The sequence below is a fragment of the Nonomuraea sp. NPDC048901 genome (assembly GCF_040649695.1).
Lineage (GTDB): Bacteria > Actinomycetota > Actinomycetes > Streptosporangiales > Streptosporangiaceae > Nonomuraea.
In genome coordinates, this window is the sequence record NZ_JBEZFW010000018.1 from 133,632 (window position 1) to 154,651 (window position 21,020).

Annotated in this window: 17 protein-coding genes and 3 tRNA genes; 9 read left to right on the top strand and 11 right to left on the bottom strand. The window is 70.0% G+C overall.

All coding sequences use genetic code 11. The annotated features are described in order from the left end of the window. Positions 1–52 precede the first annotated feature (52 nt). A complete protein-coding gene (locus AB0C30_RS44855; RefSeq protein ID WP_357955689.1) occupies positions 53–1,207 on the top strand; it encodes a Rid family hydrolase in 1,155 nt (384 codons plus the stop codon). A 71-nt stretch (positions 1,208–1,278) separates the two neighbouring features. On the opposite strand, the gene hutH is transcribed toward AB0C30_RS44855, so the two are convergent. Then, positions 1,279–2,829, bottom strand: coding sequence for a histidine ammonia-lyase (gene hutH, locus AB0C30_RS44860; RefSeq protein ID WP_357955691.1), 1,551 nt, complete (start codon positions 2,827–2,829; stop codon positions 1,279–1,281). A 16-nt stretch (positions 2,830–2,845) separates the two neighbouring features. Next, positions 2,846–3,616, bottom strand: coding sequence for a helix-turn-helix transcriptional regulator (locus AB0C30_RS44865; RefSeq protein WP_357955692.1), 771 nt, complete (start codon positions 3,614–3,616; stop codon positions 2,846–2,848). Between the two features lie 104 nt (positions 3,617–3,720). Between AB0C30_RS44865 and AB0C30_RS44870 the strand changes: the two genes are divergently transcribed. From AB0C30_RS44870 to AB0C30_RS44890, 5 genes are all read left to right on the top strand, one after another. Beyond that, positions 3,721–4,551 carry an SDR family oxidoreductase gene (locus tag AB0C30_RS44870; RefSeq protein WP_357955694.1) on the top strand — a complete coding sequence of 277 codons (831 nt, stop codon included), beginning with the start codon at positions 3,721–3,723 and terminating at the stop codon, positions 4,549–4,551. Positions 4,552–4,771: 220 nt separating this feature from the next. Next, a complete protein-coding gene (locus AB0C30_RS44875) occupies positions 4,772–5,251 on the top strand; it encodes a hypothetical protein (RefSeq protein ID WP_357955697.1) in 480 nt (159 codons plus the stop codon). 34 nt (positions 5,252–5,285) lie between these two features. Then, positions 5,286–5,357, top strand: a tRNA-Gly gene (locus AB0C30_RS44880). A 15-nt stretch (positions 5,358–5,372) separates the two neighbouring features. After that, a tRNA-Cys gene (locus AB0C30_RS44885) sits at positions 5,373–5,443 on the top strand. A 4-nt stretch (positions 5,444–5,447) separates the two neighbouring features. Beyond that, positions 5,448–5,522 (top strand) — tRNA-Val (locus tag AB0C30_RS44890). 349 nt (positions 5,523–5,871) lie between these two features. Here AB0C30_RS44890 and AB0C30_RS44895 read toward each other — a convergent pair. The 5 genes from AB0C30_RS44895 to AB0C30_RS44915 all read right to left on the bottom strand — a co-directional run bounded on the left by AB0C30_RS44895 (position 5,872) and on the right by AB0C30_RS44915 (position 8,946). Continuing rightward, positions 5,872–6,216, bottom strand: coding sequence for a GNAT family N-acetyltransferase (locus AB0C30_RS44895; protein ID WP_357955699.1), 345 nt, complete (start codon positions 6,214–6,216; stop codon positions 5,872–5,874). A 691-nt stretch (positions 6,217–6,907) separates the two neighbouring features. Then, the gene (locus tag AB0C30_RS44900; protein ID WP_357955701.1) at positions 6,908–7,648 is read right to left on the bottom strand and encodes a S1 family peptidase; all 741 of its coding nucleotides are present in this window, start codon (positions 7,646–7,648) and stop codon (positions 6,908–6,910) included. After that, positions 7,603–8,325, bottom strand: a complete 723-nt coding sequence (locus AB0C30_RS44905) for a hypothetical protein (protein ID WP_357955703.1) — start codon at positions 8,323–8,325, stop codon at positions 7,603–7,605. The genes AB0C30_RS44900 and AB0C30_RS44905 overlap by 46 nt, the downstream gene beginning before the upstream one ends. A 208-nt stretch (positions 8,326–8,533) precedes the next feature. After that, the gene (locus tag AB0C30_RS44910) at positions 8,534–8,728 is read right to left on the bottom strand and encodes an AMP-binding protein (RefSeq protein ID WP_357955704.1); all 195 of its coding nucleotides are present in this window, start codon (positions 8,726–8,728) and stop codon (positions 8,534–8,536) included. After that, on the bottom strand, positions 8,725–8,946 hold the full coding sequence (locus tag AB0C30_RS44915; protein ID WP_357955706.1) for a hypothetical protein: 222 nt from the start codon (positions 8,944–8,946) through the stop codon (positions 8,725–8,727). The genes AB0C30_RS44910 and AB0C30_RS44915 overlap by 4 nt, the downstream gene beginning before the upstream one ends. Before the next feature lie 352 nt (positions 8,947–9,298). Here AB0C30_RS44915 and AB0C30_RS44920 point away from each other — a divergent pair, with 352 nt between their 5' ends. Together AB0C30_RS44920 and AB0C30_RS44925 are read left to right on the top strand one after the other, a co-directional pair. Further along, positions 9,299–11,173, top strand: a complete 1,875-nt coding sequence (locus AB0C30_RS44920) for a glycoside hydrolase family 97 catalytic domain-containing protein (protein ID WP_357955709.1) — start codon at positions 9,299–9,301, stop codon at positions 11,171–11,173. Between the two features lie 50 nt (positions 11,174–11,223). Continuing rightward, positions 11,224–13,650, top strand: a complete 2,427-nt coding sequence (locus AB0C30_RS44925) for a glycoside hydrolase family 95 protein (RefSeq protein WP_357955711.1) — start codon at positions 11,224–11,226, stop codon at positions 13,648–13,650. On the opposite strand, the gene AB0C30_RS44930 is transcribed toward AB0C30_RS44925, so the two are convergent. Next, positions 13,637–14,479, bottom strand: a complete 843-nt coding sequence (locus AB0C30_RS44930; protein WP_357955713.1) for an SAM-dependent methyltransferase — start codon at positions 14,477–14,479, stop codon at positions 13,637–13,639. The two genes, AB0C30_RS44925 and AB0C30_RS44930, sit on opposite strands and share 14 nt — an antisense overlap. Positions 14,480–14,668: 189 nt before the next feature. Between AB0C30_RS44930 and AB0C30_RS44935 the strand changes: the two genes are divergently transcribed. Then, a complete protein-coding gene (locus AB0C30_RS44935) occupies positions 14,669–16,264 on the top strand; it encodes a Coagulation factor 5/8 type domain-containing protein (protein ID WP_357955715.1) in 1,596 nt (531 codons plus the stop codon). Positions 16,265–16,269: 5 nt separating this feature from the next. On the opposite strand, the gene AB0C30_RS44940 is transcribed toward AB0C30_RS44935, so the two are convergent. The 3 genes from AB0C30_RS44940 to AB0C30_RS44950 form a co-directional block, all read right to left on the bottom strand. Continuing rightward, positions 16,270–16,833, bottom strand: coding sequence for a dihydrofolate reductase family protein (locus tag AB0C30_RS44940; protein WP_357955717.1), 564 nt, complete (start codon positions 16,831–16,833; stop codon positions 16,270–16,272). A gap of 109 nt (positions 16,834–16,942) precedes the next feature. Continuing rightward, positions 16,943–17,569: a helix-turn-helix domain-containing protein gene (locus AB0C30_RS44945; RefSeq protein ID WP_357955719.1), complete on the bottom strand. Its 627-nt coding sequence runs from the start codon at positions 17,567–17,569 to the stop codon at positions 16,943–16,945. 240 nt (positions 17,570–17,809) lie between these two features. Then, positions 17,810–21,013: a BTAD domain-containing putative transcriptional regulator gene (locus tag AB0C30_RS44950; protein WP_357955869.1), complete on the bottom strand. Its 3,204-nt coding sequence runs from the start codon at positions 21,011–21,013 to the stop codon at positions 17,810–17,812. Between the last annotated feature and the right edge of the window lie 7 nt (positions 21,014–21,020).

Sequence of the window (21,020 nt, forward strand, 5' to 3'; positions counted from 1 at the left end):
CATGCAATCTAGTCGGTGGTGGAATGCCTCGCATGTCAGTTAACTGGGGAACGTGATTGCATTTCTCGGACAGGGACGCATGGGCGTCCCCATGGCCCGGCGGCTCAGCGAGGCCGGGCATCAGGTGACGACATGGCGGCGCGGGACCGGTGTCCCGGTCGCCGAGGCGGTCGACGGGGCGGATCTGGTTCTCACGATGCTGCGGGACCCGGCCGCTGTGCGTGAGGTACTGACGGGCGCCCTGCCGGGGCTGCGGCCCGGCGCGACGGTGGTGGAGATGTCCACGATCGGGCCGGAGGCGGTGCGGGAGCTGCGCGCGCTGCTGCCCGCCTCCGTGAAGCTGGTGGACGCGCCCGTCCTGGGCAGCGTCGGCCCCGCGGCCGACGGCACGCTGACCGTGCTGGCGGGCGGGGATCTTGCGGGGGTGCGTGACGTGCTGTCGGTGTTCGGCACGGTGCGCGAGTGCGGGCCGGTGGGGGCGGGCGCGGCGATGAAGCTCGCCGTCATGAGCGCCCTGGTGCCGGCCCAGGTGCTGCTGGCGGAGACGTACGCGTACGGGGAGGCGCACGGGGTGGACCGCGACGCCCTGGCCGAGGTGCTGTCGGGCACCCCGCTGGGCGTCCTGGCCGAACGCCTCCGCACGCCCGCCCCCGAGACCCGCTACGCGCTCGGCCTGGCGGCCAAGGACCTGACGCTGGCGGCCTGGCCGGGTGCCACCCTGGCCACCGCGGCCCGCGCGCGCCTGCAGGAGGCCGAGGCGGCCGGGCTCGGCGACCACGACGTGACGGCCATCGCCGCCCACGTCGGCGGGCGGGCCGCGCACCGGGCCGTGCCGATCAACCCCGCGACCGTGCCGGCCACGAACGGCTTCTACTCCCATGCCGTACGAGTGGGCGACATGCTGTACGTCTCCGGGCAGGCGGCCTTCGACTCGAACGGGCGGCTCGTCGGGGAGGGGGACATGGCGGCTCAGGCCGAGCACGTGTTCCAGTGTCTGGGGCGGATTCTCGCCGATCAGGGGGCGGGGTTCGAGGACGTGGCGTTCCTCCGGACGTACCTGACGAACATGGACGATCGGGTGGCGTACGGGCAGGTGCGCCGCAAGTACTTCCCGGGGACGCCGCCCGCGAGCACCACCGTGGAGGTGTCGAAGCTGTTCATGCCGGGGCTGCTGCTGGAGATGGACGCGATCGTCGCGCTGCCGTAGCGCGGGCGGGGCCCGCGCCACGACGGCACCGGACGGCTGGCGGCCTAAATATGGCGAAAAATGCCGAAAAATTACGCCAGGCGGCCCGTGACGGACTCGGCGGCGGCGACCACGCCGCCGTCGGCGACCAGGCGGACGGCGTACTCGATCTCCGGCGCCAGGAAGCGGTCGGGGCCGGGCCCCGGGACGGTCTCGCGCAGCGCCTTGACCACCGCGCCGGTGGCGGGCGCCGGCTCCAGCGGGGCGCGCAGGTCGAGGGCGCGGGCGGCGGTGAGCACCTCGACGGCCAGCACCCGGGTGAGGCCGTCGACCGACTTGCGCAGCTTGCGGGCCGCCGACCAGCCCATGGAGACGTGGTCCTCCTGCATGGCGGAGCTGGGGATCGAGTCCACGCTGGCGGGCGCGGCGAGCCGCTTGAGCTCGGAGACGATGGCCGCCTGGGTGTACTGGGCGATCATGTGGCCGGAGTCCACGCCGGGGTCGTCGGCCAGGAACGCCGGCAGGCCGTGGTTGCGCGCCACGTCCAGGAAGCGGTCGGTGCGGCGTTCGGACATCGAGGCCAGGTCGGCGGCGACGATGGCCAGGAAGTCCAGTACGTAGGCGACGGGGGCGCCGTGGAAGTTGCCGTTGGACTCGACGCGGCCGTCGGAGAGCACGGCGGGGTTGTCCACGGCGCTGGCCAGCTCCCAGGTGGCGACGTTCGCGGCGTGGGCGATCGTGTCGCGGGCGGCGCCGGCCACCTGGGGGGCGCAGCGCAGGGAGTAGGCGTCCTGGACGCGGGTGCAGGCGGTCGGGTCGCGGTGGCTCGCCATGATGCCCGATTGATCCAGAATTTTCGTCATATTGGCGGCGGAGAGCGCCTGGCCGGGCTGCGGCCGGAGCGCCTGCAGTTCGGGGGCGAAGACGCGGTCGGTGCCCAGCAGCCCCTCGACGCTCATCGCGGCGCTCACGTCGGCGGTCCTGACGAGCATGGTCAGGTCGTCGATGGCCAGGATGAGCATGCCGAGCATGCCGTCCGTGCCGTTGATGAGCGCGAGGCCCTCCTTGGCGGCCAGCTCGACGGGCTCGATGCCCGCCTGCTTGAGCGCCTCTTCCGCTGCGGTGATATTTCCGGACTCATCCCGTACGACGCCCTCGCCCATCAGCGTGAGCGCCACGTGCGCCAGCGGCGCCAGATCGCCCGAGCAGCCGAGGCTGCCATACTCGTGCACGACCGGCGTGATGCCCGCGCTGATGAGCGCGGCCAGCGTCTTCGCGGTGGTCGGCCGGATGCCGGTGTGCCCGGTGGCCAGCGTGTGCAGGCGCAGCAGCATGAGCGCGCGCACCACCTCGGTCTCGACCTCGGGACCGTTGCCCGCGGCGTGGCTGCGGACCAGCGAGCGCTGGAGCTGGGCGCGCAGAGCCGGGTCGATGTGCCGCGTGGCCAGGGCCCCGAACCCGGTCGAGATCCCATAGGCGGGCACCGGGCTCTCGGCCAGCTCGTCGACCAGCTGCCGGGCCGCGGAGATGGCGGCGATGGCGTCGTCCGTGAGCCGTACGGCGGCGCCGTGACGGGCCACCCGGATGACGTCGTCGAAGGTGAGGGGCTCTGGACCGACGTTCACGACTCCGTTGTCGCGCATGATGTGACTCTCCCGCTTAGGTAACCGGCGTATGTGATGTTAGCTCCTTACCGGAGAACGAGGTGGCCCGCCCTTCCCTGGCCTCATCACTGGAGAACAAGGCATCACTGGAGAACAGGGCGGCCAGCCCTTCTCTGCCCTCATCCGTCAACACCACCGCCCGGGGAACGGGGCTCTGCCGGTACCAGCCGCGCTCGAGCAGCGCCCCGGTCACCGCCGCGCCGAGAGCCCCGCCGAGGTGGGCCCGGCGCTCGGTCCAGTCCAGGCATTCCGGGGCGAACCGCCGCCTGGCCTTCCGTACCCCCGCGACGTCCACCCCGAGCCCCGCCAGCAGCCGCTCCCCCTTGTCCGTGACCTCCTGGTTCACCAGGAAACCGCCCTGGACCAGCTGGTCGAACAGCGCCACACCGGCCCGCCCGGCCAGGTGGTCGTAGCACGTACGCGCCTCCTCCAGTTGCCTGGCCTGGCGCGACTGGCGCAGGGACCGGATGGGCGGCCGGGTGCTCACCCTGGCGAGCACCTCCAGCACCTCGGCGACCTCGTGACCGGCCAGGCGGTAGTAGCGGTGGCGGCCCTGCCGTACGACGTCGACGAGCCGCCCGTCGAGCAGGCGGGACAGGTGCGCGCTCGCCGTGGCGGCGCTCACGCCGGAGAGCCTGGCCAGCTCCCCGGCGGCCAGCGCGCGACCGCCCAGCAGCGCGGTGAGGATGGCCGCCCTGGTGGGATCGGCTATGAGCGCCGCGACGGGCGCGATGTCGGAGTCGTGGGCGATGTATTCGGCGGCCATACTTGACGCTACCCCACGGACATTTCGCCGCCCGCCGAAGCATGGCCTCTTCGCCGCGCCCGGCGCCCGGTTAGGCTGCGGGTGAGCCTAACCAGGGAGTTCCGTTGGCAGTCCCGTCGACCCCGTCGACCCCGTCGACAGCAGGAACCGGCGTCTCGACAGGAGAAGCCGACGCCTCGGCCGCCTCGGCCGCAGGAGCCGGCGTCGCGCTCGTCACCGGAGCGTCCCGCGGCCTGGGCGCCGTGATCGCCCGCAGGTTAGGCGCCGACGGCCACACCGTGGCCGTCAATTATCACTCCGAACACGAGAACGCCCACCGGGTGGCCGCCGACATCCGCGCCGCCGGTGGATCCGCCGAGGCGTTCGCGGGGGACGTCACCGACGAGGCCGCGACGGCCGAACTGGTCGCCCAGGTCACCGACCGGCTGGGCCCCGTGGAGGTGCTGGTCCTCAACGCGACCGGTCCCCAGCCGAAGGTCGCGTTCGAGGATCTCACCTGGCAGACGCACCTGGACCAGCTCCACTTCTTCGTGAAGAGCCCCACGCTCCTCATCCAGGCGGCCCTGCCGGGCATGAAGGCACGGGGCCGGGGCCGCGTGATCCAGATCGGCTCGGACATCGTGGACCGCGCCCTACCCGGCATGTCCGCCTACATCGCCGCAAAGGCCGCCCAGCACGAGCTCACCCGGGCATGGGCACGCGAGCTGGGACCGTACGGCGTCACGGTGAACCTCGTCGCACCCGGCTTCATCCCCGTCGAACGGCACGCCGAGATCGGCGCTGAGGACCTGGCGGCGTACCGGGCGCATGTCCCACTCGGCCGGATGGGCACGCCTGACGACGTGGCGGGCGCGGTGTCCTTCCTGGCCTCGGAGGCGGCGGCGTTCGTTACGGGAGAACGCATCACCGTCAACGGCGGCCACACCATCGGCTGACCCGAAACCCGAGACTCGGAGACAGCGGCGCCCGGAAACAGCGGTGTCCTGAGACGGCGGCGCCCAGAAACAGTGATGCCCGGAGACGGCGGCGCCCGATGACAGCGGCGAGCCCCACGGCTCGGCTCCCATGCGCCGGGCCGTCGCGACCTCGCGACGGCCCGACCACGCGACCACGCTTAGACGCCGCCCCAACCATTCCACGGCCACGATCGACCCCATGACAGACAACGCCACCAACCCCGCACTCCTCGTCGCCGAAGCCGTCGACCGGTGCCTCACCATCGCCGAGACCTGGCTCGCCTGGGACGGCATCCCCATCGTGACCGACGGGGCCAACCTGTGGACCCCGGCGAAAGCCGTACGCCGCATCCAGGACCACCTCATCGACCACCTCGCCGAAGTCGAGGCGCTCCTGGCCGGCGCCACCCCGCAGGACGACCACTGGCACGGCCGGATGGTGACACTGGAGGCCGACTGGGCCCGCTTCACGGAGCTGGACCTGGCGGAGGCCCGCTCCCGCTGGACCCGCCTGGGCCAGTCCTACGTGAACCGCTACACCACCGCCCCGGACGCCTGGGATCTGCCGCGCTCCCCCAACTGGACCCTGCGCGGGATCGCCGAGCACGTGTCCGAGATCACCTGGTACGCCGAACAGGTGGGAACCCTCCGGTTTGGGGACTCGGCCAGGATTCGCTAGAGTTCTCTCGTCGCCGCACACCAGCGGAGACAACGCGGAAGTGGCTCAGTGGTAGAGCATCACCTTGCCAAGGTGAGGGTCGCGGGTTCGAATCCCGTCTTCCGCTCGGAGCTTCCGGCTCGGTGGAGTGGCCGAGAGGCGAGGCAACGGCCTGCAAAGCCGTCTACACGGGTTCAAATCCCGTCTCCACCTCCCAGGACGATTAGCTCAGCGGGAGAGCACTTCCCTGACACGGAAGGGGTCACTGGTTCAATCCCAGTATCGTCCACCACATTTCAATGCAAGACCTGGTCAAACAGGAGTTATAGCCCCAGCTCACGGCACCTGACGGGAGTCTGGGGCTTCTTGTTGTTCCCGGCCGCGATCGTCAACCCGTGGGCCATGATGTGGCGCACCCCGCAGGCCGAACGGCTGGAGCTTCGAGCTCGGACGGTGAAACGAAGCCTGCTGCCAAACTTGGCCAGCTGTCCGCCTTCCTCAGCAGAACCAACCCGGCTGGCCGTGCCTATCCCTGGCGACGCCGTCTCCGGATGACGTCCATGCCGCCAAGGCCAGGCAACCGGCCCCGCCACAGACTGTGCCGCCGTTGACGTACCGGCTCACGAGGGTGACCTACACCGCTACAACGGCTGTTCCAACCAATGCCGCATGGGCGCGAGACCTGAGGCTCCGAAGAAGGCCAACGCGCGCTTGTTGAAGTCCCACACGTCGGTGAGAAGGCTTGAACAGCCCGCTTCCTTGCCGGCCACGCGAACTGACTCGACCAAGGCGGAACCCACTCCAGTACGAGCTATGGCAGGGTCGACGGCGATGTGTTCCACGAAGACAAAGCTCCGGGGCTGCATGAGCGCGTCACCTGGGCGCTTGTGCATGGTCGCCATGACATAGCCGACAGGACCTTCCGAAGAGTCTGCGATGAACGCAAGAGCGTTCTCGCGCGCCAGGAAGGAGCTGAAGAGGGACACTAACTCTTCCGCCGAGGTGAGGCCCGATGTCGTCGTGAAGGGAAGGAGTCGTCTCGGGCCGATTTGCTACACCCTTGCGCCGCTCCCTTTCGCTCAGGACCGGACCGTAATGCCTGAGGGGTCGATAGCGAAGAACCCATCATGCGCGCCGCAGTTTCCGGGTGGCGGCCCGGCCTGAGAGTAGGCGGGATGCGTTTGGGGAAGCGGAGTCCCGCCCCCGCTGAAGGTGCGCCCGTCGAATATCTTTCCCACGCCGGGGATCGCGACTCCGCGTCTCCCGTCCCGGGCCCGGAGCGGTGATGTGCCTTTCGGCCACAGGGGAATGAGCACCTTGGATCCGTGGGTGCGCACCAGGGCAAGGCACGATTCCTTCTCGATCCATGTGAGCCGGGCGGTCAGGAACATCAGATCGCTCCACCCTTGATCGTGCACGAGAATGGCGGGATCGGTACCAACCGTCCAGTGGCAGACGACTGTTGAGCAGGACGTCGGGGCGGGTGCACGGGTGGCGGCAGTTTGAGCGCTGGGGCGCGCAGACGTGCAGCCTTGCAGGCCGAATATCCCGATCAGCATGACGACGACGGCTACTCGCCTCATGAGGAGCGCACCTCCGTGAAGGCGGAACCAGGATCGAGGCTGGGCCGCCGTGGGCACTTCAGTATGTGCGTGCCATCGGCGACCCAGCGAAAGCCTAGCGAGTCCAGACGTAGTATTTCGCTCCGTTGTAAAATCGGTTTACCGGCGTGAAGGCGCAGAATGAACCTTCCACCGGCGTCGCAGCGCCCTTAAGGACGCCATATGCCTCTGCGTCGCGATAGAAGGGCCCACCGCTGTCCCCGAACCAGCATGTCGTGTCCGTGGCACGAATGGTGGTCACGACCTGGCCGCCGACATTGCCGATGGTGTGGTTGAGTTTGGTAACGGTACCGCAGTCCCGTCCGGTTGCCTGCCCATACTTGCAAACAGCGTCGCCTATGGCCGGGCCGGCGGATCGGGCGTCAGCGTAGCGTTTGGCGCCGTCGTCCCAGTAGAACGTCCGGGTCGCGGTCATCGCGCCGTGGTCGTACATGCCGATGTCACCGCCGGAACCGATGTACACCCACTTCGCGACTACGACACTGCTGCCGCCATCAGCCACGTCGTTGTGGTAGACCGCTTCTCCCTCCTCCACACAGTGCCCTGCCGTACCGTGCCGCTTGGTGGCTCCGCTCTCGGAGATCAGATTGAAGTTCGAGGTGCAGAACCCGTCGGCATATCCCAGTCTTCCTCCGCCCCGGATGTAGTTGTCATAATCGGCGCCCAACGGCCCTTCGCCGATGGACACCTTGACCTGGATGTTCGGATCAGCCACCGCTGGAACAGCGGCCTCACGCAGCTTGTCGGCCGTCAGCGTGGCTCTCGCACGTGAGGATGGCACCACCAGGGCTTCCACGGCGCCGAGCCGAGGGTCGTACCAAGTTGCGATGTCTGCCACGTCGGGATTGCCGCGTAGCGCCTTGTGCAACTGCTTCTGCGCGACAGGCAGATCGGCTTCGGTGTAGCCAAGGTTGCCACGCAGCTCGACCTGTACGGGAAGCGTCTTGGCAAGCGCGATGGCTCGGGGCGGGATCGCGCCCTTGAAGCCGATCCAGACGCTACCGTCGTCTTCGTTCGCGAACCCTGAAAGCTCTTTGGGAAATTCGCCGACAGTTTGTGGGCCATGGGTGAGGTGTACTTCTGATAGCCGTACCGTTCGATCGCATCCTCCAGCGAGGTCTGCTTGGCCTCAGCCATTCCCTGCAGGTCGATGAGCTGTACAGCCGACAAATCGTCGATCATGACGTCAGGGGTTGAGACAGGACCATCGGGCCAGTTGGCGGTCGCGGCGGGATCTGTTCTGGCGATGTTCGCGACGTAATCCGCGATGACATCCTTCAGCGGGATGCCCTTCGACGCGGCCGTCGCCTTGAGGCGATTTAGCTTAGGGCGCTGTACCTTCGGTTGTTTCTGGGCGGTCAGCGTGACGATCGTCGGATCGGCGGCGTTGGCTGTGGGGGTCGAGGCAGTCGCAGGCGCTGCCATGATCCCGCCCGGCAAGCCCAAGATGGGCAAGGCGAGCAGAGCAAGCATTTTCCCGCGTTTGGTGTGACCGATGGGTAAGTGCACCCGTTTCCTCCGATGGCCGTAAGGATCACTGCTTACGGTTGCAGTCAAGCCTCGCAATGCCGTACGGCAAAGGCGCGGAGGCAATCTGTGTCAGCCTCGTTATCTGGTAACGCTGCCGTCTCCCTCACCACAGCAATTCACCGCTCGAAAATAAGGCCATAAACATTTCGGGTCATCCCGAGCAGCGGGGTAGGTGAGGCGGCCGCCGAAGGTCTCCTGGGCTGCGCTCGGGTTTGCGCCAGTAGCCGCGCGCCACATTGGGGCCGTGCAGCCAGATCTCGCCGATCCGGTCATCGGGTAGTTCCGCGCAGGTCTCGGGGCCGACGATGACGACGTACTGGCCGGCGGGGCTGCCGCACGAGATCATCCCGACGGCGCGGCGGACCGGCGCAGCCGGGCGGCCGTCGAGGACGCTCGCGCGTGTGTCTCGGCCCAGGTCAACGTGGTTTTGCGGCCATCACGGTGGCTGCCGTAGTCGACGAAGGTGTACGCCGGCGCGTCGGGCCGCTCCACGGCCCACTTGAGAACCAGATCGGTCAGTGGTTCCCCGTCTAATGCCTCGGTTGAGCGATCACCCAGAGCCATTCCACTCCCCCCGCCAATGGGCCGGCGCGACCGTGTCGGCTAATTGCATTTACCTAGTCGCCGATTAATAGCGCCATTCGAGAGGATAGGCTCACCTCGGCTCGCTCAATGGACATATTTTCCATCTCTGTCTATATATGGTATTAAATTGGACATTTCTTATGCCGGGAGCAGCGGGCGACTTCTATCTCGGTCTTTTTTATCTGCTTTCCGGATATAAGAGATTGGCTTTCCGGCTGAATCGCGGGATCTGACACGTGGGAGACAGGTCCGATCTTGGCCCTGGTCAAACGGACCTGTACGGGTTACCATCCGGGAACACATCCGATGTATGTGGCCCTCAGGAGCTGTCATGCCGACCGCCACACCGATACGTCTGTGCGCCGCCCTCCTCCTGTGCCTCTTCCTCCTGCCCGCCCTGCCCGCCTCTGCCGCCTCAGCCACAAGCTGGACGATCTCCGCCTTACCCGGCGGTCCGGCGGCGGAGCTCTCGCTCGACCCCCAGGCGGGTACCCTCACCTTCGCCGCGACGCGCCACGGCGTCCGGGTCCTGGAGCCGAGCCCGGTCGGCATCGTCACCGAACGGGCCGACCTGTCCCAGGGATTGCGCTACCTGCATCGCCGCGACCGTCTGGTGACCGAGCACTACACCACCACGGTGGGCAAGCGGCTCAAGCGGTCGGCGCTCATGCGCGAGGCGACGTTCACCTTCGCGAACACCACCGGCGCCCGGCTCGACCTGGTCGTCAGGGTCGCGCGGGACGGTGTCGCCTACAGGTACCGGCTGCCGGCCGACTACGGTCCCGTCCTGCGCGAGACGTCCGCGTACACGCCGCCCCAGAACGCCACCGCCTGGCTGGCCCTGCACCGGCGCGACTACGAGAACCCGTTCGTCCAGTACACCGCCCTGACCGCGCCCACGGGCGACTACATGGTGCCCGCGCTGTTCGAGAGCGGCGGCGACTACCTCCTGATCACCGAGTCCGGCCTCGACGGCGGCTACTCCGGGCCGCGACTGGCGCACGAGGAGGGCACCGGCACCTACAGCCTGCGGCTATGGGATGAAAAAGTGCAGGCCGACGAGACCCCATGGCGGGTGCTGATCGCCGGGGATCTGGCCACGGTCACCGAGTCCACGCTGGTGGACGACCTCGCCCCCGGCTCCCGGGTCCGCGACACCTCGTGGATCGCGCCGGGCCAGGTGCTGTGGACGTGGCTCGCGGGCGGCAGGGAGGCGGGGCAGAGCCTGGAGAAACAGCAGGCGTTCGTCGACTACGCCTCGGCGCGCGGCTGGCCGTACGTGGCGGTGGACGCCGGGTGGTACTTCCTGAAGGACCAATGGGACGTCACCGATCCGAACTGGCCGACCACCAGCTGGATGCCGAAGCTCGTGGAGTACGGGCGGGCCAAGGGCGTGGGGATCATCGTCTGGATCCACTTCCGCGACCTGGACACGCCGGAGGAACGCGCCCTGTGGCTGCCCACCCTGAGCCGCTGGGGCGTGCGCGGCGTCAAGATCGACTTCATGGACTCCGAGTCGCAGGAGCGGCTGCGCTGGTACGACGAGATCCTCCCGGCGACCGCGGCGAACCGGCTCCTGGTCAACTTCCACGGCTCGACCATCCCCAAGGGCATCCACCGCACCTGGCCGCACGTGATGACCATGGAGGGCGTGCACGGCGGCGAGAAGCGCACGCTCACCACCGCCCACATCACCACCCTGCCCTTCACCAGGAACATCGTCGGCTCGATGGACTACACGCCCATGGCCTTCCACCGGGCGGGCCGGCCCACCTCCGACGCGCACGAACTGGGCCTGGCGGTGACGTACGAGTCCGGCCTGCAGGATCTGGCGGGCACCGTCGAGTCCTACCAGGCCAGGCCGGAGGCCGAACGCTTCCTCGAGCAGGTGCCCACCGCCTGGGACGAGACGCGATTGCTGTCCGGCCGCCCGGCCGACCACGTGGTGCTGGCCCGCCGCAGCGGCGACCGCTGGTTCGTGGGGGCCGGGATCTCGGGCGCGGCGCGCACGCTCGACGTGCCGCTGAGCATGCTGCGCGGCCGATGGCTGGTCGAGGTCGTCCGTGACGGCCCGACCGGCCTGGTACGCGAGAGCCACGTGGTCGACGGGCCCCGTGGCCGGCTGTCGGTGCCGGTGCCGGACGAGGGCGGATACGCCGCCATCGCCTGCCGCTGGCATCCCCGGATCACGACCTGCGACCGCTAGACCTCCGATCAGCGCTCCACCCACACCTCCGATGTATAGGTTGCATTTTGATGAGAAGACGGTTTCTGGCAGGGCCGATTGTCCTGGTTCTCGGCGCGGCGCTGACCGTGGTTCCGGCCGTACAGGCGCAGGCTCGTGAGCCCGCCGCAATGCCGTACACGCTGTGGTACGACGAGCCCGCCCCCGACACGAACGAGGGCTGGGAGACGCGGTCGCTGCCGATCGGCAACGGGGCCATGGGCGCGACCGTGTTCGGCGGGGTGGGAGCGGAGCGGCTGCAGTTCAACGACAAGACCCTGTGGACCGGCGGCCCCGGTGTGGCCGACTACAACTTCGGCAATTGGGACGCCCCGCGGCCCGGCGCGCTGGAGGGCATCAGGGAGCGGATCTGGAAGGAGGGCGGTATCCCGCCCGAGGACGTCCTGGCCGCGCTCGGGCTGAAGTCGGACACGCCGCGCCAGCGCCGGTTCGGCGCGTACCAGAGCTTCGGCGATCTGCGTCTGGCCTTCCCCGGCCTGCCCGAGCAGACCGGCGACTACCGCAGGCGGCTCGACCTCGCGCGCGGCGTGGCGGGCGTGTCGTTCACGGCCGGCGACGTCCGCCACAGCCGCGAGTACTTCGCGTCCGCGCCCGCGGGCGTGATCGTGGCCCGGCTCGCCACCGACCGGCCCGGCGGCGTGACCTTCACCGCCGGCATCGCCGTGCCGGCCAACCGCACGGTGAGCGCCACGGCCGAGCGCGGCAGGCTGACCGTCAAGGGGGCGCTGACCAGCAACGGGATGGCGTACGAGGCCCAGCTGCGGGTGCTCAACCAGGGCGGGAGCCGGACCGACAACCCCGACGGCACCATCACCGTGACCGGCGCGGACTCGGTGGTCCTCATCCTCGGCACCGGCACCGACTACGCCGCCGACTACCCCACCTACAAGGGCGAGGACCCGCACGCCAAGCTCACGGCGCGGGTCGACGCCGCCGCGCGCCAGGGGTACGCCAGGCTGCTGGCCGCGCACCGGGCCGACCACGCCGCGCTGTTCGACCGGGTACGGCTGGATCTGGGAGGAAGCCTGCCCGCCATCCCCACCGACGAGCTGCTCGCCCAGTACGGCAACGGCGCGTCCCCGGCCGCCGACCGGGCGCTGGAGCAGCTCTTCTACCAGTACGGGCGCTACCTGCTCATCGCCTCCTCCCGCCCCGGTTCGCTGCCCGCCAACCTCCAGGGCGTGTGGAACCTCCAGGAGGCCCCGCCGTGGCAGTCGGACTACCACCTCAACATCAACCTGCAGATGAACTACTGGCCCGCCGAGATGACCAACCTGGCCGAGCTGGCCCGGCCGCTGCACGACTACGTGAACGGGCTGCGCGAACCAGGCCGGGTCACCGCCAAGCAGATGTACGGGGCGCGCGGCTGGGTCGCCCACCACGCCTCGAACATCTTCGGCCAGACCGGCGCCTGGGACCACCCCGCCTACTTCTTCCCCGAATCGGGGGCCTGGCTGTCCGAGCAGCTCTACGACCACTACCGCTTCACGCTGGACGAGCGCTTCCTGAAGCGGACCGCGTACCCGATCATGAAGGAGACCGCCCAGTTCTGGCTCGACTTCCTGCGGACCGACCCCAGAGACGGCAAGCTCGTCGCCGTCCCCAGCCGCTCCCCCGAGCTCGGCCCGGCCACCGCCGGAGCGTCGATGTCGCAGGAGATCCTCTTCCAGCTGTTCACCGACCTACGTGAAGCCGCGGGGCTGGTGGGCGACCGGCAGCAGGCGGCCGCGGCCGCCGACGTGCTGGCCAAGCTGGACCCCGGCCTGCGGGTCGGCCGGTGGGGGCAGCTCCAGGAGTGGAAGGAGGACATCGACGACCCGGCGGAGACCCACCGGCACGTCTCCCACCTGTTCGCGGTGCATCCGGGGCGGCAGATCTCCCCGCGTACGACGCCGGAGCTCGCGGCGGCGGCCAAGGTCTCACTCAACGCCCGTACCGACGTGGGCACCGGCTGGAGCAAGGCGTGGAAGATCAACTTCTGGGCCCGGCTGCTCGACGGCGACCGCGCGCACAAGCTGCTGCGCGACCAGCTCCAGACCAGCACACTGGCCAACCTGTGGGACACCCACCCGCCGTTCCAGATCGACGGGAACTTCGGCGCGACCTCCGGCATGACGGAGATGCTGCTGCAGAGCCACCTGGGAGCGATCGACCTGCTCCCGGCGCTGCCCGCCGCGTGGGCGGCCGGCCGGGTGACGGGCCTGCGCGCCCGCGGCGCCCACACGGTGGGGCTGACCTGGGCGTCCGGGCGGCTGTCGGAGGCCCGTCTGACCTCCGACCAGGGCGGCGAGGTCAAGCTCCGTAACGACGCGTTCCGGGGCGGGGTGCGGGTCACGGCGGGGCACGGTCGTCCGGTCGCGTACAGGGTGGACGGAGACACGGTGACGTTCCGGGCGCGGGCCGGTGATGACTACCGAATCGGCGTCATCGGCCGATAACGGGCTCCAGGGGCGGGGGCCCGGCCTTGCGGCCGACGCCGACCATCACCCACGCCTTCTCCGGTCTCTCGGACTGGAAAGGGCTGTCGGGCCGCCACTCCCGGACGTACACCAGCCCGGGTTCGACCAGTTCGAGCCCGTCGAAGAAGGGCAGCACCGTCTCGCGCGTACGGGCGCCGCCTTCGGCGTGGCCCAGCATCCTCCGGTAGAGGGCGACGATCGGCTCCGCCACCTCCGGGCGGGAGTCGAAGACGACGTGCGTGATGACGATGTGGCTGCCGGCCGGCAACGCGTCACGCAGTTCGGCCACGTGCCGGAAGGGCTCGTGGCCGTCCGGGATGTACTGCAGGACGCCTAACAGCAGCACCGCCACCGGCTGGTCGAGGTCGATGACCGCCCGCAGGTCGGGGTCGGCCAGCAGCTCGGCGGGATGCAGGATGTCGCCCTTGACGACGCCGGTCCCGGCGCCCCGGGCCAGGATCGCGCGGGCGTGCGCGAGCACCACCGGGTCGTTGTCCACGTAGGCCACGCGGGCGTCGGGGGCGAGGGATCGGGCCAGTTCGTGGGTGTTGGCCTCGCTGGGGAGCCCCGAGCCCAGGGTGATGAACTGGGTGATGCCCTGCTCCACGAGAAACGGGATCACCCGTCCCTGGAACGCCTGGTGCTCCTGCGCCATGACCCGGACCTCCGGCGCGGTGGCCAGCACGGCCTCGGCCGCCTCCCGGTCAACGGCGAAGTTGTCCTTGCCCCCGATGAAGTAATCGTGCATCCGGGCGAGGTTCGGTGTGCTGGAGTCGATTCCTGCGATCCACCGGGCCTCGTCACTCATGCGGCGTCTCCTCCACTGTCGAATAGCTCTTTGATTATGCCCAACGACAGCAAGCTACGCCCAACCCGTAAAGACCGGACATAGCGCATCTAACAGCGGTGATGAGATGGGCTCACGTTTGGGCCTTGTTGGAGTGGCGCGGGCGGCGGATGCTGACGGCAGGCCCCCCAGCCGTGTGAGGTGTCCGTGATGCGCCGCCGATCCATCGCCGTCGTCCTCCTCCTTCTGACCGCCTTACTGGCGCCGCCGGGGGGCCGGTCGTCGGCGGTCGCGGCGGAAAGCAGGTCGGCGGCGGCCTCCGATGTGCGTGGGTTCGTCGACGCGCACAGCCACCTGTTCTCCTACGAGGCGTTCGGCGGCATGCTGCTGTGCGGGAAGCCGTTCGACCTCGGCGGCATCTCCCGCGCCCTGGCGGACTGCCCCGATCACTATCCCCATGGCGAGCTGGCCTGGTTCGAGAACTTCACCCGCACCGGCTCAGCGACCGGCACCCACGACCCGGTGGGCTGGCCCACGTTCCGCGACTGGCCGGCGCACGACTCGCTGACCCACCAGCAGGCGTACTACACGTGGGTGGAGCGGGCCTGGCGCGGCGGGCTCCGGATCATGGTCAACGACCTGGTGGCCAACCGCCAGCTGTGCGCGATCTACCCGCTGAAGAAGAACTCCTGCGACGAGATGACCACGATCAGGCTGGAGGCGCAGCGGGCCCGAGAGCTGCAGGACTACATCGACACCCAGTACGGCGGGCCCGGACGAGGCTGGTTCAGGATCGTGCTCGACCCGGCCGAGGCCAGGCGGACGGTCGAGGCGGGCAAACTCGCCGTCGTTCTGGGCATCGAGACCTCCGAGCCGTTCGGCTGCCGCCAGATCCTCGGCATCCCGCAGTGCACCCAGGGGCAGATCGACCGCGGGCTGGACGAGATGTACGCGCTCGGCGTACGGAGCATGTTCGTCTGCCACAAGTACGACAACGCCCTGTGCGGCGTACGCTTCGACTCCGGCACCCAGGGCGCCATCGTCAACCTGGGCAACCTGCTCAGCACCGGCTCCTTCTGGCAGGCGCGTACCTGCACCGGGCCCGAGCACGACAATCCGATCGATCCCGGCGGAGTCCTGCCCGACCAGCTGGCCGCGCTGCTGCCACCGGGCGTCTCCCTGCCGATCTATCCCCCGGCGCCGCACTGCAACACCAGGGGGCTGACCGCCCTGGGCGAGTACATGGTCAAGGGGATGATCCGCCGGGGCATGCTGGTGGAGCTCGACCACATGAGCGCGAAGGCCGCCGGCAGTACGCTCGCCATCCTCGAGGCGGCCGGCTACCCGGGCGTGATCTCCTCCCACAGCTGGGCCGATCCGAGCTACTTCGACCGGATCTACGCCCTTGGCGGGATGATCACGCAGTACGGGCACGACGCGCGGGACTTCGTCGCCGAGTGGCGGCGCACCCAGCCGCTCAGGCAGGCGCACCAGATCCCCGGCTACGGCTACGGCCTGGACGTCAACGGCCTGGGCCGGCTGCCCGCGCCCCGCACCGGCAACGCCGCGAACCCGGTGACCTACCCCTTCACGTCCTTCGACGGAAGCGTGTCCCTGGACCGGCTGCGTACCGGCGATCGGGTCTGGGACGTCAACACGGATGGCGTCGCCAACTACGGCCTGGTGCCCGACTGGATCGAGGACATGCGGATCATCGCCGGACCGGACATCGTGCGGGACATGGCCGCGGGCGCCGAGTCCTACCTGCGCACCTGGACGGCCGCCGCGGCCCGCCGCATCCCCTAGCCCTGTTACCGGGTGCGGTCGTAGCGCATCACCACCACGCGGGAGTCGCAGGTGCGCGAGTCGGCGAGCCGCAGGTTGATCCGGTCCTCGCGGGGCACGAACAGCGGCTTGCCGCCGCCCAGCACGACGGGATGCACCGCGACGTGGTACTCGTCGATCAGGCCGTGGTCGGTCAGGGCGGCGGCCAGGCGGGAGCCGCCGGTCAGCAGCAGGTCCTTGCCGGGCTGCCGCTTGAGCTCGGCGACCTCCTCAGCGAGGTTCTCGCCGATGACCCTGGTGGCCCATTCGGTCTCCTTCAGCGTGGTCGAGAAGACGATCTTCGGGGTGTCCCGCCAGATGGGCGCGAACCTGAGGACGTGCGGGTGGTCCGACATCGACTCGGCGTTCGGCCAGAAGCTCGCCATCCCCTCCCACACGCCACGCCCGTACAGGAAGGTGTCGGATCTGTCGGTCAGCGCGTCGGAGTACGCCGACAGCTCCTCGCCCATCTCGGGCCAGTCGAACTCGCCCTTCGGCCCGTCGATGTGGCCGTCGATCGACGCGTGCACCCAGTAGATGATCTTGCGCATGTCCCGCTCCTTCACTCGGCGTTCTTCGCTTTCGTGGTGGAGTCGGAGCCGCGCCGCCGTTCTCTACATCCGGCCGGAAGTTTTTTCCCGACTTCCGCGAGCCAGGGCTTCAGGCCAGGAGTTCGCGGGCCAGGGACTCGCTCCACCACTGCTGGACCCGATCCGGCGCCCAGCCGCGTTCGGTCGTGAGCGTGGTGTAGACGTCGATGGTGCACAGGGCCGCGTAGATGTCGACGGCCGACCGCACGTCCAGCCCGTCCCGCAGCACCCCGGCCGGCCAGGAGGAGAACACCTGGACCCGCGTCTCGTCGCCCCGCCGGCGGGCGTCGCGGTAGGCCGCGGCCAGTTCGGGCTCGGTGCGGCCGGCCTCGCGCACCAGCGTGATGACATCGCCCGCGCGCTCGAACAGCCGCCGGTCGTAGGCGGCCATCGCCGCCAGTTGCCGACGGGGATCCGCCGCCGCGGCTTCCAGCTCGGCGAGCTCCCGGGCGACATCGGCCGACAGGTCGGCGGCGTCGACGAGGGCCTGGGTCAGCCCCGCCTTGTTCCCGTACACCGCGTAGACCGTCGGTACGGAGACTCCCGCCTCGCGCGCCACGTCGCGGACGGTCGTCGCCGCCCACCCTTGGGAGACGAAGAGCCGGCGAGCGGCCCCGGCGATCTCGGCCCGCGTCTCCCGCGCCTGCGTCGCCCGGCGCAACGAGTCGTAGCGGCGCGGCCCCGGCTCTGCACTCACGATTCCCCCTACTTTCCGCTGTTCATAATGAATATATGACACGACTCGCAAAGGACAGCGCGGCGAGGCACCTCGTGGCAGAGGTCCCCAGGAGGGAGACGGTCCGTCACAGCAGGGCCCCTGCGGAGACACCCCTCCAGAGGGAGAGGTCCCCAGGAAGGAGACGGTCTGTCACGGCAGGGGTTCCTGCGGGGACACCCCCTCCGCGGGGAGAGGCGGCGAACGGTCGCGGACATCGCGCTAGTGGCCGCGTACGGCCTGGATCGCGGCGTCACGTGTGAGTGCGGCGCCGCGGTCGTAGGCCGTGGTGAAGGCCGCCTCACCGAGTAGGGCGCGGGCGCGTTCGGTGGGTCGCAGCAGGTTGTCGAAGCCGCTCAGGTCCGTCGTTCCCCGCAGTGCGGTGGCCAGGCCGAGCAGGTGGGCGGCGCGCGTGGGCTCGGCGTCGGCCAGGGCGAGCGCGGCGCGCAGGTGTGCCGCGCCGGCCAGGGTCGGCATGTCCACCGCGTCGGCGGCCAGCTCGATCGCGGTGTCGAGCAGCGGCCGGGCGCCGTCGGCGTCGCCGTCGAGCAGGGCGGCCATGGCCCGGTAGCAGCCGGCCGACGCCCGAACCGGAGAGTGGAGAGCCATGGCCTCCACCGCATCGAGCTCGCGCCGGGCAGCCGCCCGATCGCCGCTTCTGAGCAGGACCTCGGCCCGCGCCAGCCGGATGTACTCGATGCCTTCCTGCTTGCGCAGCTGCTCGGCGAAGTCCCAGGCCGCGAGCATGTCGCTCTGTGCCTGGTCGAGCTCGCCCAGCCGCGCGCGGGTGATCGCGAGGCCGGCCAGGATGGCCGCCTGATCTTCGAGGATGCCGAGCTCGCCGGCCAGGCGGAGCGCCTCCAGCCGCGCGTCGATCGAGGCGCTCAGGTCGCCCTGGCGGGCGTGGTGCTCGGCCAGTACGCGTAACGCCGAGGACAGGGCCCAGCGTTCGCCGAGGGCCTCCAGTTCTCGGCGGGCCTCGTCCAGGAGGGTAAAGGCGTGAGTGACCTCGCCCTCGTACTCCGCCACGATCGACTGCGTCATCAGCGTCGTCGCGCGCTCCCAGCCGGTGAGGCGCGGCAGCAGCCGATCGGCCGAACGCGCGGCGCCCGCGGGATCGCCCAGCCAGATGGGCGCGAAGAGCAGCAGAACCCATCCGGACACCCCATCGCCCAGCCGGTCGCGCAGCTCCAGGCCGGTGTTCATCGCCTGCCGGGCCGCCTCGACCGCACCGAGCCCGTGGTGGGCGAACGCCTCCAGCACCAGCCGCACCGGGCGCTGGGCCTCGGGCACCTCGCCGGGCAGGTCGAGGACGGCGCGCGCCCAGTGCATGCCCTCGAGGGACCTGCCCTCCAAGTACCAGAACCACCAGACTGCCGCGAGGAGCCGTACGCCCAGCTCCGCGTCCCCGACGTCGGCCGCGAGCCTCATCGCGGCCAGGACATTGTCGTCCTCGGCCCGCAGCCGCGCCAGCCAGTGGAGCTGGTCCGCCTTGCGCAGCTCGGGGTCGGCGGTCTCGGCGAACCGGAGGAAGTAGCGGGCGTGCCGGTCACGGACGGCCCGGTCCTGCCCGGCCTCGGTCAGCCGCGCCATCCCGTACGACCGGACGGTCTCCTGCATGCGGTAGCGCTCACCGGACGGCTCGACCAGGGACTTGTCCACCAGGGCAGTGAGGACGTCCAGCACGTCGGCGGCATGCGGTCCGCTGGCCCCTTGGGGGGTGTCGGCGGCATGTCCGCCAACCGTTTCGAGCGCGTCGAGGGTGGCGCCGCCGGGAAAGGCGGCCAGGAGCATCGCGAGTTCGCGTTCGCGGCCGGACAGCAGGTCCCAGCTCCAGTCCACGACCGCCTGCAAGGTCTGATGCCGGGGCAGCGCCGTACGGCTGCCGCTGCTGAGCAGGCGGAACCGGTCGTCGAGCTTGGCGGCGATCTGCTCGACGCTCAACGCGCGCATCCGCGCGGCGGCCAGCTCGATGGCCAGTGGCATCCCGTCGAGCCGTCCGCAGATCTCGACGACCGTACTGGTGTTGTCCTCGTTCAGTACGAAGCCGGGGCGGACCAGGGCCGCGCGCTCGACGAAGAGCCGCACGGCCGGATAGGACCGCGGATCGCGCACCGCGGCCGCCGGCCACTCCAGGGGCGGGATGGGATAGAGACTCTCCCCCGCGATGGCCATCGACTCCCGGCTCGTCGCCAGGACGCGCAGGTCGGGACAGGCACCGAGCAGCCGGTCGGCCAAGTGCGCGACGGCCCACACGACGTGCTCGCAGTTGTCCAGGACGAGCAGCACCCGCCGGCCGTCCAGCTCCTCGGACAGCCGGTCCAGCGCCTGGGCCAGCCGGTCAATGACGTCACGAGCCGGGGCATCGTGAGCCGCGGCATCGCGGTCCGGGGCGTCACGGTCCGGGGTGCCGCGAGCCGGGGTGCCGTCGGTGGGCGCGGGCTCGAACCAGCCGGAGTCCCTGGCGCCGATCGCCGTGAGCACGGCGTGGGCGACGTCGAGCGGCTCCGTCACCGCCGCCAGCTCGACCAGCCAGACGCCGTCGGGGGCGAGCTCGGCGGAGCGCTGGGCGACCTCGGTGGCCAGCCGGGTCTTGCCCGCGCCGCCCGGCCCGACGACGGTGACCAGGCGGGCGGCTTCCAGCGCCTTGGTCAGCTGCGCCAGTTCCTCCTCCCGGCCGACGAAGCTGGTCACCTGAGCGCGCAGATTGGTACGCCGGGTCCGACGGCGAGGTTGATGCCGAGGGTCGTGCCGGAGGAGGCTCAGGTGGACCTCGGCCAGCTCCGCCGACGGGTCGACACCCAGCTCGTCGGCCAGCGTGCGCCGGGTCCGCTCGTAGGCGTCCAGCGCGTCCGCCTGCCGGCCGGCCGCGTAGAGCGCGCGCATCAGCAGGCCCTGCAGGCGCTCGCGCAAGGGATGGGCGGCGGCCAGTGGGCGCAGCTCGGCGAGGACGTCGGCGCCTTCGGCGAGTTCGAGCTCCAGGCGTTGTTCGGCGGCCGACAGGCGCAGCTCGGCCAGGCGTACTCCCTCGTGAGCGGCGAACGGCAGGTCGGCGAACTCCGCGAACGCGGGCCCGCGCCACAGGCTTTCGGCCGCGCGCAGCGCCGCGAGGTCGCCGACGCTCACCAGCTTCTCGAAGCGCGTGACGTCGACCTCGGCGGGCTCGATCGCCAGCCGGTAGCCGGGCGGCTGCGACTCGATCGTCGCGGCGCCGACCAACCGGCGAGTGCGGGAGACCAGGGCCTGCAGAGCGTTGGCGCTGCCCGCCGGCGGCTCATCGCCCCAGATGGCCGCGATGAGAACCTCCACCGGCACGACCCGACCCGCCTCCAGCGCGAGCCTGGCCAGCAGCGCGCGCAACTTCGTGCCCGGGATCTCGATCGGCCGGCCGTCGTCGGCCCGCGTCTCGAACGGACCCAGCAGCATCACACGC

Excerpts from the sequence above, each read along its gene's own strand:
- AB0C30_RS44930 (WP_357955713.1), bottom strand. The coding sequence starts at position 14,479 with ATGAGTGACGAGGCCCGGTGGATCGCAGGAATCGACTCCAGCACACCG.
- AB0C30_RS44935 (WP_357955715.1), top strand. The coding sequence starts at position 14,669 with ATGCGCCGCCGATCCATCGCCGTCGTCCTCCTCCTTCTGACCGCCTTA.
- AB0C30_RS44875 (WP_357955697.1), top strand. The coding sequence starts at position 4,772 with ATGACAGACAACGCCACCAACCCCGCACTCCTCGTCGCCGAAGCCGTC.
- AB0C30_RS44940 (WP_357955717.1), bottom strand. The coding sequence starts at position 16,833 with ATGCGCAAGATCATCTACTGGGTGCACGCGTCGATCGACGGCCACATC.
- AB0C30_RS44950 (WP_357955869.1), bottom strand. The coding sequence starts at position 21,013 with ATGCTGCTGGGTCCGTTCGAGACGCGGGCCGACGACGGCCGGCCGATC.
- hutH (WP_357955691.1), bottom strand. The coding sequence starts at position 2,829 with ATGCGCGACAACGGAGTCGTGAACGTCGGTCCAGAGCCCCTCACCTTC.
- AB0C30_RS44915 (WP_357955706.1), bottom strand. The coding sequence starts at position 8,946 with ATGGCTCTGGGTGATCGCTCAACCGAGGCATTAGACGGGGAACCACTG.
- AB0C30_RS44865 (WP_357955692.1), bottom strand. The coding sequence starts at position 3,616 with ATGGCCGCCGAATACATCGCCCACGACTCCGACATCGCGCCCGTCGCG.
- AB0C30_RS44905 (WP_357955703.1), bottom strand. The coding sequence starts at position 8,325 with ATGCTTGCTCTGCTCGCCTTGCCCATCTTGGGCTTGCCGGGCGGGATC.
- AB0C30_RS44925 (WP_357955711.1), top strand. The coding sequence starts at position 11,224 with ATGAGAAGACGGTTTCTGGCAGGGCCGATTGTCCTGGTTCTCGGCGCG.
- AB0C30_RS44910 (WP_357955704.1), bottom strand. The coding sequence starts at position 8,728 with ATGATCTCGTGCGGCAGCCCCGCCGGCCAGTACGTCGTCATCGTCGGC.
- AB0C30_RS44920 (WP_357955709.1), top strand. The coding sequence starts at position 9,299 with ATGCCGACCGCCACACCGATACGTCTGTGCGCCGCCCTCCTCCTGTGC.